This is a genomic window from Xenorhabdus entomophaga, assembly GCF_037996725.1.
Lineage (GTDB): Bacteria > Pseudomonadota > Gammaproteobacteria > Enterobacterales > Enterobacteriaceae > Xenorhabdus > Xenorhabdus khoisanae.
This window is the reverse complement of the sequence record NZ_JBBMXH010000039.1, coordinates 22,479-39,540: the sequence shown is the minus strand read 5'-3', so window position 1 is coordinate 39,540 and position 17,062 is coordinate 22,479. Positions and strand designations below refer to the sequence as shown.

The following is a 17,062-nucleotide window of genomic DNA, read 5'->3' as shown; positions in this document are numbered from 1 at the left end:
TCTTCCGCTTTGTGACAGTAACGGCAAACCACATCCACTTTAGCCATATCTCACCCATAATAAAAAGCGGGGAGTTTACCACAATATCTAATCATTGGGAGCATGACCCCCGGCTTTTCCATTGCTTCAATCTGGGGAGAATTCTTATTATCCTGAGCGCCTGATACTTTAAGACTGCTGAACCGCATGACTTTTTCTTTTTTATTGTCATTCGTATTTTCAGCATAAGCGATTCCTTGAAGCCCGATTAATACTGCGCTGGCTCCAGCTATTTTTGCCACAATTTTCATTACCATTATCCTAAATAGAAAAAAATTTATTGCTGCTTACATTTATTGTTACTTACATTGATTCGTAAGTTTGTGTATAAAATATCTCTGGCACTGATAAAAAATTATCAGTGCCAGAATTTATAAATATTTTTACTAATCTTTTAATTCTGGAAAATATGTTTTAGCGTTATCTAACATTAATAGAAAACTATAATCAAAGGCAATGTCATTCAGGCGATTAAAACGCCCTGGTTTTCCACCATGTCCGGTATCCATATTAGTTTCTAACAATACCAGACTGTCGCCTTGTTTCATTTCCCTTAATTTCGCAACCCATTTTGCCGGTTCCCAATATTGCACTTGGGAATCATGCAAACCTGTTGTCACTAATAAATGAGGGTAACGCTGATGTTTAATATTGTCGTAAGGGCTATAATATTTAATACGGAAGTAATCTTCTTTATTATTTGGATTACCCCACTCTTCATATTCACCCGTTGTTAATGGAATAGATGAATCAAGCATGGTTGTCAGAGAATCCACAAAAGGCACTTTTGCAATTACGCCCCGGTATAATTCTGGTGCCTGGTTAATAACCGTACCCATTAATAAACCACCTGCGCTGCCACCTTCTGCATAAACCCGCTTGCTATCTCCGTAACCATCAGCGATCAGCTTCTTAGTCGCATCAATAAAATCGTGGAAACTGTTCATCTTGTTTTCGAGCTTGCCCTGTAAATACCAGTTCTTGCCCAAATCGCCGCCACCACGGACATGCACCAAAGCATAGACAAAGCCACGATCCAGCAAACTCAGCAATGCTGAACTAAAATAAGGATCCATACTGATACCATAAGAACCATAACCATAAATCAGGATCGGGTTTTCACCTTTCTTGAACAGGGACTTACGATATACCAGAGAGACAGGCACTTCTACGCCGTCGCGGGCTTTTACCCAAATACGCTGGCTTTCATAGTTTTCCTTGTTGAACCCTTTAACTTCCTGCTGTTTCAACAATTCACGCTCACCCGTCTGCATATTCCACTGGAATACCGAACTTGGCGTGGTCATGGATGAATAGCTATAGCGCAATAAATGGGTATCTGGCTCTGGGTTATAACTTATCGATGCCATATAGGCCGGATCATCAAATGAAACGCATTTTTCCTGCTGCGTTTTCCAATCAATCTGACGGATTGATGACAATCCTTTGGTACGTTCCTGTACCACCAGCCAGTTATTGAACAATTCAAAATTTTCCAGATCCGTGTTTTCTTGTGGTGCAATTACCGTTTCCCACGGCTTATCGCTGGCTTCTGTACGGTATAAGCCAAACAGTGGGTTTTCATGGTTGGAACGAATATAAAATTGCCCACGGAAATGGTCGAGATCGTACTCACGCCCCGCCTGACGGGCAGAGAAAACCTGCGGTTCCGATTGCGGGTTATTGGCATCAATCAAGCGATACTCTGAAGTCGAATAACTGGCGCTCGAGATCAAAATATAGTCACGCGAAGTACTGTCTGAAATTGACAGATAGAAGCGATCATCGCCTTCCTGATAAACCTTTTTATCCTGCTGGGTATCAGCACCATATTGATGGCGGAATAGCTGATAAGGCAGCAACGTTTGGGGATCTCTGCGTACATAGAACAATGTCTCGCCGTCATTTGCCCACAAAATATTGCCAGACGTGCTTTCGATGACATTGTTCTGCCAGTCAGCACTATCAAGATTTTTAAATGAAACCTGATAGTTACGACGACCTTGGGTATCTTCTGCCACCGCAATGCGCTTATTATCCAGCGTCACCGCAAGTCCACCAATTTGATAAAATTTATGGCCCTTTGCCCGCTCATTGCCATCAACCATGACCTGCCAATCGGTTGAATCATCAACGGGCTTGCGCTGATAGATTGGGAAATCTTTTCCTGCCTCATAAACGGTACGATAAACATACCCGTTATAGGTATAAGGAACTGACTGATCTTCTTTATTCATTCGATCTGTCATTTCTTTGTACAGAGTTTCACGCAGTTCCTGACCTGATTTCAGCATCTGCCCGGTATACTGATTTTCAGCCGTTAAATAATCAATGACATTTTTGTCCTGACGGTTATCATCACGCAGCCAATAATAATTATCGACACGGGCATCCCCGTGATTTTCCATTTTATGCGGCTGTTTTGTGGCCATAGGTGGCAACATACTTTTCTCCATTGCGAGAGTGGTAAAACTATGACTCAATAAACTACCACCTAGCAAAAAACCGAGCATTATTCTTTTACTGTGCGTTGTTCTTTGGGTTGACCTTTTCGTATTCGATAAAAGTACCGTCTTATACTGTGACATGCCATCAATCCTGCGTTTTTATTGAGATAAAGAAAACTCCACTGGCAGTTCAACCGTAACCCTGCCATTGATTAAAATAACGTCAGGTGGTGCAGGTAAAGGCTGCGCCCTTTCCAATACCATCCTTGCTTCTCTATCCAGAGAGTTAGTCCCTGAACGTCGTGTTAACTCACTGTCAATCACAGCTCCTAACTGATTGACGGTAAATTTCACCATTGGGCGCCCTGTTCTCTTTCTTCGCTGGGCATCTTCTGGATATTTTTTGTAGCGGTTCAAATGCCCGGTCACTTCTGCCTGCCAAACCGCTCTGGCATCGGCAATGGCGTTAGAATTACTTTCATAGGATGCTGCTGTACGAATAGTGACATTATTTGCCGTGGCACTACTGGTTGTTGGTGCTGCGGTGCTGCGCGATTTTTCACTCTCCTGTTCTTCGGTTTTCATTCGTTTAACAGGCTGTGTTTTTTTCGGCGCATCTTGTTCTTTCTGCTTTTTCTTTTGTTTATTGACTAAAAGCAAAGCATTTTCGTTTACATCCAGCTTGGGCATATTTACTTCATCAACCTTGCTTTCCTGCTGCTTACTGGTAACAGATAGCTGCTGTTCAATGCCTATCGGCTGGTTTTGTATTTTATGTATTGCTTCTGTCTGTGTTGATAGTTCCACCATCACCGCAGGCGGAGGCAACAGCTCTTCTATATCAACGTCCTTTGGTTTGTAGACGAGCCAGCCTACCAACAAAGCATGGAGTGTGATCGCGGCGAGAAAGGATTTTGTCACGTGACCAGTGTGAGCATTTTGATAAGCGGTATACGTCAACATCTCTTATAGCACATTATGTCAATAATAAATGGAGATGAATGATAATCAATTCAATATATAAATGAAAACTATTTTTATTTATTAATTGTTCACATCCTTGTGACACTTAACATTATTTGGTTACTTTTTCGCTCACTTTTGGGGTAAACCAGACAAAATCAGCATAATCATTGTTCAAAGAAACGCCTTGTTCTGCAATCACAAACACAACCACTTTTTCATTTGGCGCTATTTTTTTCATATGCTGAGGAGCACCCATTGCTTTTACTGCGTGATATCCGCCCGCAAATAACAACGCTGGTGATGGTGCCTTGGCCAACTGTTCCGCCATTCGCTGATCGCGCATTTGTTGAATTTTGCTCATCGCAGAGAGATGTTGTTCATCGATATTTCCACCATGGGAATTTTTGATGGTTTCTTCAATGCGCTTTTTAACATCATCAGAAACCAGTGAAGTTCTATCTCCAGCCCTGTGGTCTTTGTACGCCTGATCGATTTCACTACGAGTCAGATTTGCCGCAAGTAATGGGTAAGGTGCTCTCATCAGCTCCATCACCAAATCACCATACCATTTCCATGGCCAGCCTTGGTGCCATGACAATAATGTCTGGACCCGCTCACCCCTGACAATCGGATTCCCTTGCAACCAGCTTTTAACTTTATTCACCTTTTCTTGCTGACTAGGATCAATCATCTCCAGTAAGACGGAACCGTGGGGACGTTTTTTTCCAAGTTGTTGTACCAGCCATAACTCGATCTGGTGATGGTAGGGATTGTCATGTTTTTCGCCAACAACAACACGAGGATAGCTCGCCAGTTGTTCAAGCAGGTCATCGGGAGTTATGGCCTTTCCTGTTTTCATATCAAGTACTGCCCCGGATTGCATTAATTCATCAGGAAGAACTTGCAGTGCCGCTTGAGAGGTATTCTGAGCATCATTTGGCGCAATGGCACAACCACCAAGTAATAACGAACAGGCCAGAAAAGTCGATTTTATGCAGGCAGATGTTTTCATATTTATTTTATTCATTATCAAAAGAAAAATTGCCCGCATATTATAGATAATGAGAATTATTTACAAATAAAAAACCCTGTTAAGCATAGACTTAACAGGGTCGCTTCTATTTTGTTCCGGCCTAATCAATAGGCCAGAACAATGAATGGCTATTTTTTTAGAGGGGATTAGTTTGCGCTTCAACCGCCGCCAATGCCACCATATTCACGATACGACGCACGGAAGCAATCGGTGTCAGGATATGGACAGGTTTTGCTACCCCCATCAGGACCGGGCCTACAGTTACCCCATCCGAACTCGTGACACGCAATAAGTTATAGCTGATACGGGCAGCTTCCATATTTGGCATGATCAACAAATTCGCAGAACCTTTCAGCGGGCTATCCGGCATGATATCGCGGCGAATGCTTTCCATCAGCGCAGCATCGCCGTGCATTTCGCCATCAATTTCAAGGGATGGCGCTATTTGCTGAACCAATTCCAGTGTCTTACGCATTTTTTGCGCAGAATCACAATCAGCAGAACCAAAACTTGAGCGTGATAATAGTGCTACTTTAGGTTCAATACCGAAACGACGAATGGTTTCAGCCGCCATCAATGTGATTTCTGCCAGTTCTTCCGGGCTTGGATCTTCATTGACATAAGTATCGGCAATAAACGTATTCCCCGTTGGCAACATCAGGGCATTCATGGCGCCTGCGGTATGGACTCCCTGACGGAAGCCAAAGACATCTTTCACCACTCGGTAATGCTCGCTGTAGCTGCCCACAGTGCCGCAAATCAGGCCATCGGCTTCACCACGATGCACCATGATTGCACCGATCAAGGTTGGATCACCAATCACTGCACGACGGGCCTGCTCCTGGGACACACCACGACGTTTCATCATCTGGTAATATTCTTGCCAGTATTCTTTGAAACGCGGGTCATTCTCGTTGTTCACGACTTCGAAATCTTTACCGGCTTCGATATGCAGACCCTGTTTTTTAATCCGCATTTCAATAACACTGGGGCGACCAATCAGGATAGGGAAAGCCAACCCAAGAGAAACCAGTTCTTGTGTGGCATGCAATACGCGGATATCTTCCCCTTCTGCCAGTACAATGCGTTTTTTCTCTTTTTTAGCCTGAGAGAAGATTGGTTTCATAAATAAGTTGGTTTTATAGACAAACTCATTGAGTTTCTCAATATATGCCCCGAAATCGGTAATAGGCCGTGTTGCAACACCAGATTCCATCGCCGCTTTCGCCACTGCCGGAGCAATTTTTACAATCAGGCGGGGATCAAAGGGTTTTGGAATAATGTAATCAGGGCCAAAGAACAGGTCTTGATCACCATAGGCAGAAGCCACTTCCTGACTTTGTTCCGCCAGCGCCAAATCTGCGATAGCGCGGACACAGGCGAGTTTCATTTCTTCATTGATAGTTGTCGCCCCAACATCCAATGCGCCACGGAAAATAAATGGGAAGCAAAGAACGTTGTTCACCTGATTAGGGAAATCAGAGCGGCCAGTACAGATAATGGCGTCAGGGCGAACAGCTTTTGCCAGTGGCGGCAGAATTTCCGGCTCCGGGTTAGCTAATGCCATAATAAGCGGATCTTTCGCCATGGTTTTCACCATGTCTTGTGTCAATACACCCGGCCCAGAGCAGCCGAGGAAAATATCAGCATTAGGGATCACATCTGCCAATGTACGGCTGCCATTATCCTCAATAGCATAATCTGCTTTGGTTTTTTCCATATTCTCTTCGCGACCACGATAGATAACCCCTTTCGAGTCACAAACGACAATATTTTCACGTTTCAATCCCAAAGCCACCAGCAAGTTCATACAGGCAATCGAGGCAGCGCCAGCACCCGATACCACCATGCGAACATTGCTGATATCTTTGTTAACCACCCGCAATCCATTTAATACCGCTGCGGTACAGATAATTGCAGTTCCGTGCTGATCATCGTGGAATACAGGAATGTTCATTCTCTCACGGAGTTTTTGCTCAATATAGAAGCACTCCGGCGCTTTAATATCTTCAAGGTTAATGCCACCGAAGGTCGGTTCCAGAGCCGCAATGATATCAATCAATTTATCAGGGTTGGACTCATCAACTTCGATGTCAAAAACATCAATGCCAGAGAATTTCTTGAACAGAACGCCCTTACCTTCCATAACAGGTTTACCGGCTAATGCACCGATATTACCCAACCCTAAGACAGCACTACCATTAGAGATAACCGCAACAAGATTACCACGAGCAGTATATTTGTAAGCCGCCAAAGGATCTTTTGCTATTTCAAGGCAAGGAGCCGCAACACCCGGCGAGTATGCCAGCGCCAAATCACGTTGAGTTGTCAGCGGCTTAGTCGGAGTAACCGTGATTTTCCCCGGCTGTGGAAACTCGTGAAAATCAAGCGCACTTTGTTTTAGTTTTTCGTCCATCATCAGATCCTTTACGCGTCATATCGAAGTGAAAATCTGCCCAGTATAATAGTTACGGAAAGTTAAATCATGATGTCAGCAACATTATTTTGTTCCTGTCCCGAAAACCAAAGATCAAAAAGCAGGCTAATAATGAGTTTATGTTAACCAGAATTATATAAATATTATCCTAACGATACCTATAGAGAGGTATTTCATCTTCAACTAACGGATTGATAAATTAATTAAAGGAGTATTTCAAAGTCAGCATTTAAAATAAGTTTACAAAAACAAAAAATAATCTATAAAATATTAGTCCAAATTTATTTGGAAAATTATTAGCAATTAAGGAAACGCATTTTTTATGAAAGTGAAACTTATTTCACCTGAATGGTTAAACCTGTTTGCGATATTTCTATTTTTATATCAGGATATATTTTCAGAATCTCATTAAAGATGATTCAATATACTCTATAAAAATCACACGGCAATTTAACATAAAGCAGGACTCTGTCTTTTATGTTTTATTAAACATAATAATCTGCATTTCTATATGGGAGAAAGAACATGCACAATCATTCGGTCATGATAGTTGATGATCATCCTATCATCCGTCACGGCTTAAAAGGGTTGATTGAATTAGAGCGGGAACTCATCGTAACTGCCGAAACTGACAATGGTGAAGATGCGATTAATATCGCTTGCCAGATAAAACCAGACATTATTTTGATGGATCTGAAAATTCACGGCCTTTCAGGGGTTGATACGATTAAATCCCTTCGTCGCAAAGGCCTTGATTCGTATATTTTGGTACTTTCTGATTCTGATCATCGTGGTGATATTTATGATGCGGTTGATGCCGGTGCAAATGGCTATTTATTAAAAGGCACTGAGCTTGTTCCTCTGTTGAACAACATAAAAAAAGCCGCTGATGGTCATGCTGTGTTCAGTGAAAAAGTTTATCAATATTTATCTACCCGCCATCTTTATGTCGACCCATTATCAAAATTAACCAAGCGTGAGTTAGATGTCTTAAAAGAAATTTCAGAAGGAATGACAAATAAAGAAATTGCTGACTTCCTTTTTATTTCAGAAGAAACAGTGAAAGTCCACACCCGTAACCTATTGAAAAAACTTACATCCCGCTCCCGTCTCGAAGCCACTATCATTTATCTAAAACATAGGAAAACAGAGTTCATCTAACATTGGATTCTTTCTTCACCTCTCCATTATAAAACACAATTTCCCTAAGTTTTGTCAGCAGGGAAATTGTGAGTTATCAAGAAAAGCAAACTAATTTAAAAGTGAATTAATTTCCAATCTAATAAATACAGGTACTATTTATTTAGTTTACTATTTCAACTAAGCCTTATCTCTGTCTGGATAAAATCCCAAATTTCCCGCATTATGTCGGTTATGTTAAACAAAACCAAGGATCTCACCATGTCGGATACCACTTCTCATAAAGCATTCACTCTCTACGGTATCAAAAACTGCGATACCATAAAAAAAGCGCGTCGCTGGCTAGAAGACCAAGAGATCCCCTATCAATTTCATGACTATCGCGTCGATGGTTTATCGCCTGAGCTACTCCAGACATTTATTGAACAAGTCGGCTGGGAGCCTCTGCTGAATACTCGTGGTACAACCTGGCGAAAGTTGTCTGATGAGCAAAAAAACGCCATTAATAATACAGAGGCTGCTCAAGCACTCATGCTGGAACAACCCGCAATCATAAAACGGCCTCTCTTGATCTCAAAAACGGCAGCTTCAGCAATAGAAAAGTGTTTAATCGGTTTCAAGGCCGAACAATATCAACAATTTTTCTCGCATGACTAGATAAGGATCTCATCATGAGTTGTCCAGTAATTGATCTTGCTCAGCAATTAATTCAGCGCCCTTCCGTCAGTCCTGATGATCAAGGCTGTCAGGAACTTCTCATTCAGCGTCTGCAAAACATCGGCTTTACGATAGAGCGAATGCCTTTTGGTGATACTTTGAATTTCTGGGCTTATCGCGGGACAGGAGAAACTTTTGCCTTTGCTGGACATACCGATGTTGTTCCTGCTGGTGATACATCACAATGGCACACACCGCCTTTCGAACCTGCTATCCGCGATGGGATGCTTTATGGTCGTGGTGCCGCAGATATGAAAGGCTCCCTGGCTGCCATGGTTGTGGCTGCTGAACGTTTCGTCGAGGAATATCCTGCCCATAAAGGCCGCCTTGCTTTTCTAATCACCTCTGATGAAGAAGCCAAAGCAATAAATGGTACGGTCAAAGTAGTTGAAGCATTAATGTCCCGCCATGAACGCCTGGATTACTGTCTGATAGGAGAACCTTCCAGCCAGCAACGTCTGGGAGATATGATCAAAAATGGACGAAGAGGCTCGTTAACTGCCAACCTGACTATTTTGGGTACTCAAGGCCATGTCGCCTACCCTCAATTGGCTGATAACCCCATTCATCGTTCACAACCCTTTTTACAAGAACTGGTTAATACAAAGTGGGATAACGGAAATGAGTTTTTCCCTGCCACGAGCATGCAAATCGCTAACATTCAGGCAGGAACCGGTAGCAATAACGTTATTCCGGGTAAACTGTGGGTTCAATTCAATTTCCGTTTCAGTACCGAATTAACAGATGTTGCAATCCGCCAACAAGTAGAAGATATGCTGAAAAAGCATAATCTGAAATACGAGCTTGAATGGTGGTTATCGGGCCAGCCTTTCCTGACCAGTAAAGGTGTCCTCGTTGATGCGGCGGTTGAATCGGTTGCTCATTATTGCGGATATAAACCGGAGCTATCAACGAGTGGCGGTACATCCGATGGACGTTTTATTGCCAGAATGGGCGCTCAGGTTGTGGAGCTGGGGCCCATTAATGCTACTATTCATAAAACGAATGAATGCGTCAAGGTGACAGATTTACAGGAGTTGAGCCTGATTTATCAACGTATCATGGAGAAATTAATCAAATGATGACACCTGAAATGTTGACTGGCTTGTCCACGGATCATTTGGTAACACTTGCGGGCAATCACCGTTTACAGTTCAATGCCACCAAAGCGTTTCTTGCCATGCAGAAAGATGCCGCTAAGGCAGGGTTTAAGCTACAACCGGCCAGTTCATTCCGTGATTTCACACGCCAGCAAGCTATCTGGAATGAAAAGTTCCGTGGTCAACGCCCGGTATTAGATGATCATAGCCAACCTCTTAACATTTCAGAGATGAGCGAAGGTGAGCGTTGTGAAGCCATTCTCCGTTGGTCGGCTTTGCCGGGAGCGAGCCGCCATCATTGGGGCACCGAACTGGATGTGTATGATCCATTCCTGCTGCCGCAAGGTAAAAAATTACTGCTGGAACCATGGGAATATGAAAACGGAGGCTACTTTGAGCCATTGACTCATTGGCTGGCAGAAAACATGTCTCATTATGATTTCTATTGCCCGTACATTCGCCATGATGCTGGCGTAGCTTATGAGCCATGGCATATCAGTTATTGGCCGATATCCCATGAGGCTGAACGTCTGTTCGATGGGAATGTGCTGCTGAGTGCTTGGCAAGGTCGTGATATTGCCGGCATCGACTGGTTAAGATCCAATCTGTCTTATTTATTTGAAAAATATATCAAGATAGCGGATTAGGAAAATAGCAAATCAGGCTCCAAGAGCCTTATGGAGGAGGCTCTTAATATCTTGGGGGGAAATACAATGCATTGGCTGATAGATTATTGGTGGGTTGTTCTGTTAGTGCTCGCGGGCATTATCATTAATGCGGTAAAAGCGCTGAGTCGTGTCGACCAAAAATATTTTTTAGATAACAAACCCAAATTACCGCCCCATCGGGATCTTAACGATCAATGGGATGATGAGGACGATTGGCCTCAACAGAATCGCAAGAAATAACCCAGTCTCGCCACTGATTGGCAAGCATGCCATCTATGCTTGCCAAAGCGTGAGCCGTCTCTTCCCGCCAAAGTTTTAACAATGCCTTGCGCCCGCTCAATGATAAATCGTGTGCACACTGTTCAATATCCATCTGCTGCTGAAGATGTTTCCTTAATCCGGGCAAAGCCAAATCACTCGTCAACAATAATCTCTGCAATGCAAAATAAGAGGCGGACAAGGAACGATGAGCAAATGCAAAACCAGCCAACTCCTGCCAGTCACTGCCATTGAGCCGTGCATCGTTATCGTGCTCAACTGGCAAGGCAAAGCCAAGTAACGACTCCAGTCCACTGGCATCACGGGATAATTGTTGCTGTGCCAATTGAGCAAAACATTTACCTTGCCCGCTCAACGGTAAGATAGCCATTGCTGTATAACAACCGCTGCTCGCTTCCCGATGGGTTCCCATTCTGACCAGCCGAAAACCACATTTTTGCCAAAGAGCCCAAAGTTCGACGGTATAGCCAAAACTAACAGAAAGAAAATCCAATTTGTGTTTTCTCGCTTCCTGACACTGATGCGTTATCAAATGTTGTGCAATGCCACGGCGACGATATTGTGCTTGCACGGCGATACGGCTAACTCTCTGTGATCGCATAATCGCAGCTTGTGGAAATCCGCCGTGCGCAGCCAAGGATTGAGCGACCAGATTTCCCCTCGGACGACGCCTTCCTGCCCATATCTCATGTGCCAGTATTTGTGCCAAACCGCCTTCATTCACCAACCACATTGCTCCAACCAATCGGGGTTCATTCACTGAAAAGCCAGACATGGCAGACAGGAATGTCATCCCATTGCCATCCAACAACCGGCGTAAATCAAGGGGCGATGTGCGATAATGTGCGCTAGTCAATAACCCATAGAACTCACGCAATAATGCGGGCTGTTGTAACCACATGGATTGTTCAATAGGGTAAAGGCGTAGATCTTTCTCAATATTAAAGTGAGCTGATTGTTCATTAAGCGGTAATCTATCATCAAATAGTAGCGCATTATCCAACCAGGATTCCAAAGGATCATTTTCAGCCCAGCGCATTGGTGTTTTCAATTCACGAACATGGCCATCAGGTAAGGCAGCGCAGAGTTTCAATAAAAAACCACGCCCGGTTCCCTCATATCCCTGAACCGTTGAAGTTAATAATATTCGAGGAAAGTGGCGGATCAATTCAGCCAGTTGTGGTGTCGGGATAGCCGCTGCTTCATCAATCAATAACCAATCAGCGTCATCTTTATTTTCCGGTCCATCCTTTTTCAATCGGCAGTACTTCAATAAATTATCTACCGCCCAGAATGGCATCTCTTGCTCTGAAATACCGGAGTAACACCGAATGACTTCTGTTGTGATTTTTGCGGGTGCACACAGCCAACACGTACCTTGCCAATGCCGTACCAACATTCCGGCCAGAGCAGACTTTCCTCGTCCGCGTGGGGCTGTGATTACCCAGACTCCGCCTGATGACTGTAACAATTCGTCAAGAATTGTTTGCTGACTCGCCGTTGGATTTCCATCCGGCATCTGCCACAAGCCAGTCTGGTGCGATGGTTGTAATTGGAGGGGAGTATCTTGTCGCCAGAGTAAGACCTCAGGGCAGGAGAGGATCTGCTGCCGGATATGTCGGATAAAATGAGGTGTCGGGATGACTCCCGCCGATTCATTCCAGCGGATACTGTCTTCATCAGGCCATTCTGCCCATTGTGACCAAGCAGGCACACGCATCACCAGCCAACTGCCTGCTTTTAACGTGCCAGCCAATATTGCCAGTGCTTCAGCGTTAAAACCCTTCGTTGCATCGAAAACGCCATGCAAAAATTCACGCCCAAGTAAACTAACAGCTTTCGTTGGCTCGATAGCATCAGGCTCACAAGATGAAACCGTTAACCAATCTCCTTGAAATTGTTCTTTTAGTTGGCTAACAATCCATCCGCTCCATTGAGGGTTACCACTCAATACCACTAAGCGGCGCTGCCCTTGTTGCTGCATCTGTGTCTGCAACATGCCCCATGCACTATCCAACATAATTATCATCCAACATAATTATCCCAGCGTAGTCGCTAAGTGATCATGATTTGCCAATCATGATTGACAGAATACCAGCGGCAATCAACGGCCCGACAGGAACGCCTCTAAACAGAGCGACGCCCAATATGGTACCAACCAATAACCCTGCGACTGTTGAAGGTTGGCCGGACATTAAAGCAACACCCCGGCTTCCCAGCCATGAAACCAAGACACCAACAGCAATCGCCAGCAATGATTTCCAATTCAGGAAAGAGCTGAAGATTTCCTGTGCGGAGATTTTTCCACTTGCGATAGGCGCCATGACTCCAATAGTCAGAATCAGGATACCTATCGTCAAACCGTATTTTTCCACCCAAGGAAAAATTTGACTCAATGGTGTAATGCGAACGACTAGCAGGAATAACATGGCAAGTGTCACTGTCATGTTATGACTGATAATACCAAGCCCCGCCAACACGAGCAGAATCAGCAAAGTAGGATCAATTTGGCCCATAAATATTTATTTCCCAGAAAACAACATTTGATTATTTTTAAATCAGAAAAAAATAAATTGATTATATTAAAACCAGAAAATATGTATTCCGGTACCGGCAGGATAATAACTTAAAATTTCTGTACTTACTTACAATTATTCATATTCAGTAAATGGATGTTTATTCATAATTACATTCACACATATCTGCCTTCTTAACTGTACCTAAATCGGGTAAATGGTGTATCGACGCGTAGTTTGTTAACATTCTTGCTTAAATAATAACATTAATAAATAATTACCTATCCAAATCAAGGTGAAACTTTGTTTCTTGGTAGCGGAAAATATTACAACGTGGGCAATTTATTCATAACGTCAGTAACAAGCCGGTCTTATTGTGCTTTACTGATAAACACTAACACTTTTATCAAGGTGAACGCAGAAAGGTTGTAAGGAATGCCTTGCAAACAGGAAGCGTTCGTATAAACGATATGAGAAGACTGACATTCTTCATTTTAATCTGTATTTCCTTAGCGGGTTGTACAACACAATGGGTACCCACAACAAGTAGTCCCACTCCTTTTAATGAAGCAACTATGGAGTGCAATCAATTGGCATTGAGGCTGTTTCCTGTAAAAAATGAAGTTGCCCAAAAATCAGAACTCAGGACAGTACGACAGCCCTGTGCGAATGGAAGCCAATGCGGGAAAGACGGTTATTACACTCAGAGTATTCCCATGACTGAAAGCTATGTGATGGATGTTAATCAGGGTTCAAGAAACAACACCTATAATAATTGCATGCAACAAAAAGGCTGGAAGCAGAAAATCAAATACCTGCTTTAACGTTTACTAAAGGCACAAGATGATGACAGGATGCCCTTATTAATTTCAAGGGCATCCTTTTATTTTAAGCAATATTCTTTAAGTAATCGTTTGCGTCATTAATCCAAAATAACACCGATACGGTGCGCAACCTCTTCATACGCTTCAATCAAACCACCAAGACTCTGACGGAAGCGGTCTTTGTCCATTTTATCCATTGTTTGTTGATCCCACAGACGGCTGCCATCTGGTGAAAATTCATCACCCAATACGACCTTGCCCTTGAACAGACCAAACTCCAATTTGAAGTCCACCAGAATCAAGCCGGCATCATCAAACAGCTTACTCAATACTTCATTGGCCTTGTAACTCAGGCGTTTCATCTCAGACAAGTGTTCTTTGCTAACCCAACCAAATGTTTCACAGTAGGATTCATTGACCATCGGATCATGTTTAGCGTCATCTTTCAAGAACAGGTCAAACAGTGGCGGATTAAGTACTATCCCCTCTTCTACCCCAAGACGTTTCACCAGAGAACCCGCAGCCCGGTTACGAATGACGCACTCAACAGGCACCATATCCAGCTTTTTCACTAAGGATTCATTATCTGACAGAAGTTGTTCCATTTGCGTCGGAATGCCCGCTGCTTCGAGTTTATTCATAATGAAATGGTTGAACTTATTATTCACCATTCCCTTACGATCAAACTGTTCAATGCGTTCACCATCCAATGCTGATGTATCATTACGGAATTCCAGTACAAGCAGGTCAGGATTGTCAGTGGTGTACACTGTTTTTGCTTTTCCACGATACAACTCAGCTTTTTTCTGCATCTTATACTCCAGAAATGTGACTTCTTTAAACGTAAAAAATTAAACGAAAATTTCACTCAAAATTTAAAGGGGCCTAAGGCCCCTTTAAATATTACTTATTTGTGGATTTGCTGAATACGGCTTCCAGCACAGCCACCAATTGATCATTTTCAGATTGAGTCAGCGGCTTACCTTTCTCGCTGATAAATTGCAGGCTGCTTCGGTTATCCAAATCACCTACCTGTAGCTTGTAATTTCCTTCGCTGATAGAAGGTGCTTCTACACCCAATTCTTTCCAGTTAGAAGAGCTGAGACCTTTGTAATTTACGGCTATCGCTCCTGTAGAACGAGTGCGATCCGTCACCTGCATACCGATACTTTCCAATGTGTATGGCAATCTGCTCCAGACGACATTATATGGCGCACGAACAATAATTCTTGGCAATCCGGTATTATCACTACCGCTCTGTACGGATAATGCCCCCGAATCTTTGGCATTATGTTGGCTTAATTCTTCCTGCTGCTGACTTAAATCATTCGCCAATTCATTAAGCATCAATACCGTGTAACGTTGAATTTCTACCGGATCGGTAACTTCCTTTTCGCCCAGTTTCAATCCCTCATTGGAAACAGACAGGGCTGTTTGATAATCCTGCTGGGTAACCGAGATACGGTAACGCCCCTGATAAGGAATGTTTTCATCTGCCCGTGCCCATGTAATCCAATCAGTTGTCAACGTTTGTGCAGCATCATCTTTCTGACTGATCTGATAACCTTTCTTCGTCAACAGATTATTTACCTGTGACCACAATTTGCTGTATTCCGGGCTATTTTCAAGCAACAATTTACTGCTTTTTGCGCTATTTTCAATGCGGGACCCTGTCAATAACGCAAGGGCCTGCAATGGCGGGCGAATATCCAGGTTTTTACCCACTGCACTTGTTGAAACCACCGCCGGAACATTATATTCACTGTTTTGCAACGGTAATATCATTCCCGCAGGGATATTCAGTGCTTTCAGCGGGGGAGTTTCAAGATAAGATTCATCCCCGCTTACCTGACGTTTATAGCGCTGATCGCTGGAGCAGGCTGCCAAAAAAACTACCAATGACAGTCCAGCAACCTTCATGACCTTCGATTTTTGCAATAATGTTGCCATTAAAATTCCCTAAAATTTACAGTAATCCAGCCATTTTCAAGGCGTTACCAACTGAAATTTGCCCTTCCTTCGTTAGCGGAATCATTGGCAAACGCAGAGTATCATCAGTAATCAACCCCAATTGACGGCAGACCCACTTGGCTGGCGTCGGGCTGGGTTCAACAAATAATTGATGATGCAATTCCATTAACTGGCTGTTCAAGCCACGGGCCGTCAAAAATTCGCCCTGTTCAGCCAATTCACATATCCGTGCCATTTCTGCCGCTGCAACGTTCGCTGTTACAGAAATAACCCCTCTTCCACCAAGCTGCATGAAATCAACAAAGCTTACATCATCACCACTCAGCAAAATGAAATTTTCATCATTAACCAATTCTTGGATTTGACTGACACGACTTAAGTTCCCCGTCGCTTCCTTAATTGCAACAATATTTTCCAATTTCGCCAAACGGGCAACAGTCGATGGCAGTAAATCACATCCGGTACGAGATGGCACATTATACAGAATTTGTGGTAAGTCGGTATTCTCAGCTATCGCTTTATAATGCAGATATAAGCCTTCCTGTGACGGCCTATTATAATAAGGTGTCACAGACAGGCAACCCGCAACGCCTGTGTTTTCGAAACGGCCAGTCAGTGAAATGGCTTCTGCCGTAGCATTTGCGCCTGTTCCGGCAATCACAGGTATACGCCCATCAGCCACTTCTAACGTTGTCAGTACGACTTCAACGTGCTCATCGTGGCTAAGTGTTGCACACTCACCCGTTGTTCCAACAGACACAATCGCAGATGTACCACTGGCGATATGATAATCAACTAATTTTTTCAAACTGGCCTTATCAATCTGACCGTTTGAATTCATCGGAGTTATCAATGCAACTATACTGCCTGTAAAATCAGAGTGATTGCTTACCATTGCCATTTCCCCTTAATTAAAACCTTAAAC

At 43.4% G+C, this 17,062-nt stretch carries 16 protein-coding genes; 6 read left to right on the top strand and 10 right to left on the bottom strand.

Annotated features, from left to right (window positions below; all coding sequences use genetic code 11):
- Positions 1 to 50 precede the first annotated feature (50 nt).
- From AAC854_RS10080 to maeB, 5 genes are all read right to left on the bottom strand, one after another.
- On the bottom strand, positions 51 to 290 hold the full coding sequence (locus tag AAC854_RS10080) for a hypothetical protein (protein WP_340616981.1): 240 nt from the start codon (positions 288 to 290) through the stop codon (positions 51 to 53).
- Between the two features lie 135 nt (positions 291 to 425).
- Positions 426 to 2,483 carry a S9 family peptidase gene (locus tag AAC854_RS10075; protein WP_340616980.1) on the bottom strand — a complete coding sequence of 686 codons (2,058 nt, stop codon included), beginning with the start codon at positions 2,481 to 2,483 and terminating at the stop codon, positions 426 to 428.
- Positions 2,484 to 2,645: 162 nt separating this feature from the next.
- Entirely contained in the window at positions 2,646 to 3,449 is an 804-nt protein-coding gene (locus tag AAC854_RS10070; protein WP_340616979.1) for an energy transducer TonB family protein, read from the bottom strand.
- Positions 3,450 to 3,561: 112 nt separating this feature from the next.
- Positions 3,562 to 4,464 carry a ChaN family lipoprotein gene (locus AAC854_RS10065; RefSeq protein WP_340616978.1) on the bottom strand — a complete coding sequence of 301 codons (903 nt, stop codon included), beginning with the start codon at positions 4,462 to 4,464 and terminating at the stop codon, positions 3,562 to 3,564.
- A 157-nt stretch (positions 4,465 to 4,621) separates the two neighbouring features.
- Positions 4,622 to 6,901, bottom strand: coding sequence for an NADP-dependent oxaloacetate-decarboxylating malate dehydrogenase (gene maeB, locus AAC854_RS10060; RefSeq protein WP_340616982.1), 2,280 nt, complete (start codon positions 6,899 to 6,901; stop codon positions 4,622 to 4,624).
- A 546-nt stretch (positions 6,902 to 7,447) separates the two neighbouring features.
- Here maeB and AAC854_RS10055 point away from each other — a divergent pair.
- From AAC854_RS10055 to AAC854_RS10035, 5 genes are all read left to right on the top strand, one after another.
- Positions 7,448 to 8,083 (top strand): response regulator, encoded by a 636-nt coding sequence (locus AAC854_RS10055; protein WP_340616977.1) that lies wholly within the window; start codon positions 7,448 to 7,450, stop codon positions 8,081 to 8,083.
- 240 nt (positions 8,084 to 8,323) lie between these two features.
- The gene (locus AAC854_RS10050; protein WP_340616976.1) at positions 8,324 to 8,719 is read left to right on the top strand and encodes an ArsC family reductase; all 396 of its coding nucleotides are present in this window, start codon (positions 8,324 to 8,326) and stop codon (positions 8,717 to 8,719) included.
- 14 nt (positions 8,720 to 8,733) lie between these two features.
- Complete coding sequence (gene dapE / locus AAC854_RS10045; RefSeq protein ID WP_340616975.1) at positions 8,734 to 9,861, top strand: succinyl-diaminopimelate desuccinylase; 1,128 nt, start codon at positions 8,734 to 8,736, stop codon at positions 9,859 to 9,861.
- Positions 9,858 to 10,526, top strand: a complete 669-nt coding sequence (locus AAC854_RS10040) for a M15 family metallopeptidase (protein ID WP_340616974.1) — start codon at positions 9,858 to 9,860, stop codon at positions 10,524 to 10,526. Before dapE ends, AAC854_RS10040 begins: the two co-directional genes overlap by 4 nt.
- A gap of 66 nt (positions 10,527 to 10,592) precedes the next feature.
- Positions 10,593 to 10,787: a YpfN family protein gene (locus AAC854_RS10035; RefSeq protein ID WP_340616973.1), complete on the top strand. Its 195-nt coding sequence runs from the start codon at positions 10,593 to 10,595 to the stop codon at positions 10,785 to 10,787.
- On the opposite strand, the gene AAC854_RS10030 is transcribed toward AAC854_RS10035, so the two are convergent.
- The gene (locus AAC854_RS10030; protein ID WP_340616972.1) at positions 10,732 to 12,846 is read right to left on the bottom strand and encodes a tRNA(Met) cytidine acetyltransferase TmcA; all 2,115 of its coding nucleotides are present in this window, start codon (positions 12,844 to 12,846) and stop codon (positions 10,732 to 10,734) included. The genes AAC854_RS10035 and AAC854_RS10030 overlap by 56 nt on opposite strands.
- Before the next feature lie 43 nt (positions 12,847 to 12,889).
- A complete protein-coding gene (locus tag AAC854_RS10025; protein WP_340616971.1) occupies positions 12,890 to 13,342 on the bottom strand; it encodes a DUF441 domain-containing protein in 453 nt (150 codons plus the stop codon).
- A gap of 575 nt (positions 13,343 to 13,917) precedes the next feature.
- Here AAC854_RS10025 and AAC854_RS10020 point away from each other — a divergent pair.
- Positions 13,918 to 14,166, top strand: a complete 249-nt coding sequence (locus tag AAC854_RS10020; protein WP_340616970.1) for a hypothetical protein — start codon at positions 13,918 to 13,920, stop codon at positions 14,164 to 14,166.
- Positions 14,167 to 14,264: 98 nt separating this feature from the next.
- Here the strand turns inward: AAC854_RS10020 and purC are convergent, their stop codons facing one another.
- From purC to dapA, 3 genes are all read right to left on the bottom strand, one after another.
- Positions 14,265 to 14,978, bottom strand: coding sequence for a phosphoribosylaminoimidazolesuccinocarboxamide synthase (gene purC, locus AAC854_RS10015; protein ID WP_340616969.1), 714 nt, complete (start codon positions 14,976 to 14,978; stop codon positions 14,265 to 14,267).
- A 91-nt stretch (positions 14,979 to 15,069) separates the two neighbouring features.
- Positions 15,070 to 16,116, bottom strand: a complete 1,047-nt coding sequence (gene bamC, locus AAC854_RS10010; RefSeq protein WP_340616968.1) for an outer membrane protein assembly factor BamC — start codon at positions 16,114 to 16,116, stop codon at positions 15,070 to 15,072.
- A 16-nt stretch (positions 16,117 to 16,132) separates the two neighbouring features.
- A complete protein-coding gene (gene dapA / locus AAC854_RS10005; protein WP_340616967.1) occupies positions 16,133 to 17,032 on the bottom strand; it encodes a 4-hydroxy-tetrahydrodipicolinate synthase in 900 nt (299 codons plus the stop codon).
- Positions 17,033 to 17,062: the final 30 nt, after the last annotated feature.

Bases quoted from the DNA above. Each gene is read 5' to 3' on its own strand.
- dapE (WP_340616975.1), top strand. From the start codon at position 8,734: ATGAGTTGTCCAGTAATTGATCTTGCTCAGCAATTAATTCAGCGCCCT.
- AAC854_RS10080 (WP_340616981.1), bottom strand. From the start codon at position 290: ATGAAAATTGTGGCAAAAATAGCTGGAGCCAGCGCAGTATTAATCGGG.
- AAC854_RS10020 (WP_340616970.1), top strand. From the start codon at position 13,918: ATGGAGTGCAATCAATTGGCATTGAGGCTGTTTCCTGTAAAAAATGAA.
- AAC854_RS10065 (WP_340616978.1), bottom strand. From the start codon at position 4,464: ATGAAAACATCTGCCTGCATAAAATCGACTTTTCTGGCCTGTTCGTTA.
- AAC854_RS10050 (WP_340616976.1), top strand. From the start codon at position 8,324: ATGTCGGATACCACTTCTCATAAAGCATTCACTCTCTACGGTATCAAA.
- AAC854_RS10070 (WP_340616979.1), bottom strand. From the start codon at position 3,449: ATGTTGACGTATACCGCTTATCAAAATGCTCACACTGGTCACGTGACA.
- AAC854_RS10040 (WP_340616974.1), top strand. From the start codon at position 9,858: ATGATGACACCTGAAATGTTGACTGGCTTGTCCACGGATCATTTGGTA.
- AAC854_RS10030 (WP_340616972.1), bottom strand. From the start codon at position 12,846: ATGTTGGATAGTGCATGGGGCATGTTGCAGACACAGATGCAGCAACAA.
- purC (WP_340616969.1), bottom strand. From the start codon at position 14,978: ATGCAGAAAAAAGCTGAGTTGTATCGTGGAAAAGCAAAAACAGTGTAC.
- bamC (WP_340616968.1), bottom strand. From the start codon at position 16,116: ATGGCAACATTATTGCAAAAATCGAAGGTCATGAAGGTTGCTGGACTG.
- AAC854_RS10055 (WP_340616977.1), top strand. From the start codon at position 7,448: ATGCACAATCATTCGGTCATGATAGTTGATGATCATCCTATCATCCGT.
- dapA (WP_340616967.1), bottom strand. From the start codon at position 17,032: ATGGTAAGCAATCACTCTGATTTTACAGGCAGTATAGTTGCATTGATA.
- AAC854_RS10035 (WP_340616973.1), top strand. From the start codon at position 10,593: ATGCATTGGCTGATAGATTATTGGTGGGTTGTTCTGTTAGTGCTCGCG.
- AAC854_RS10075 (WP_340616980.1), bottom strand. From the start codon at position 2,483: ATGTTGCCACCTATGGCCACAAAACAGCCGCATAAAATGGAAAATCAC.
- maeB (WP_340616982.1), bottom strand. From the start codon at position 6,901: ATGGACGAAAAACTAAAACAAAGTGCGCTTGATTTTCACGAGTTTCCA.
- AAC854_RS10025 (WP_340616971.1), bottom strand. From the start codon at position 13,342: ATGGGCCAAATTGATCCTACTTTGCTGATTCTGCTCGTGTTGGCGGGG.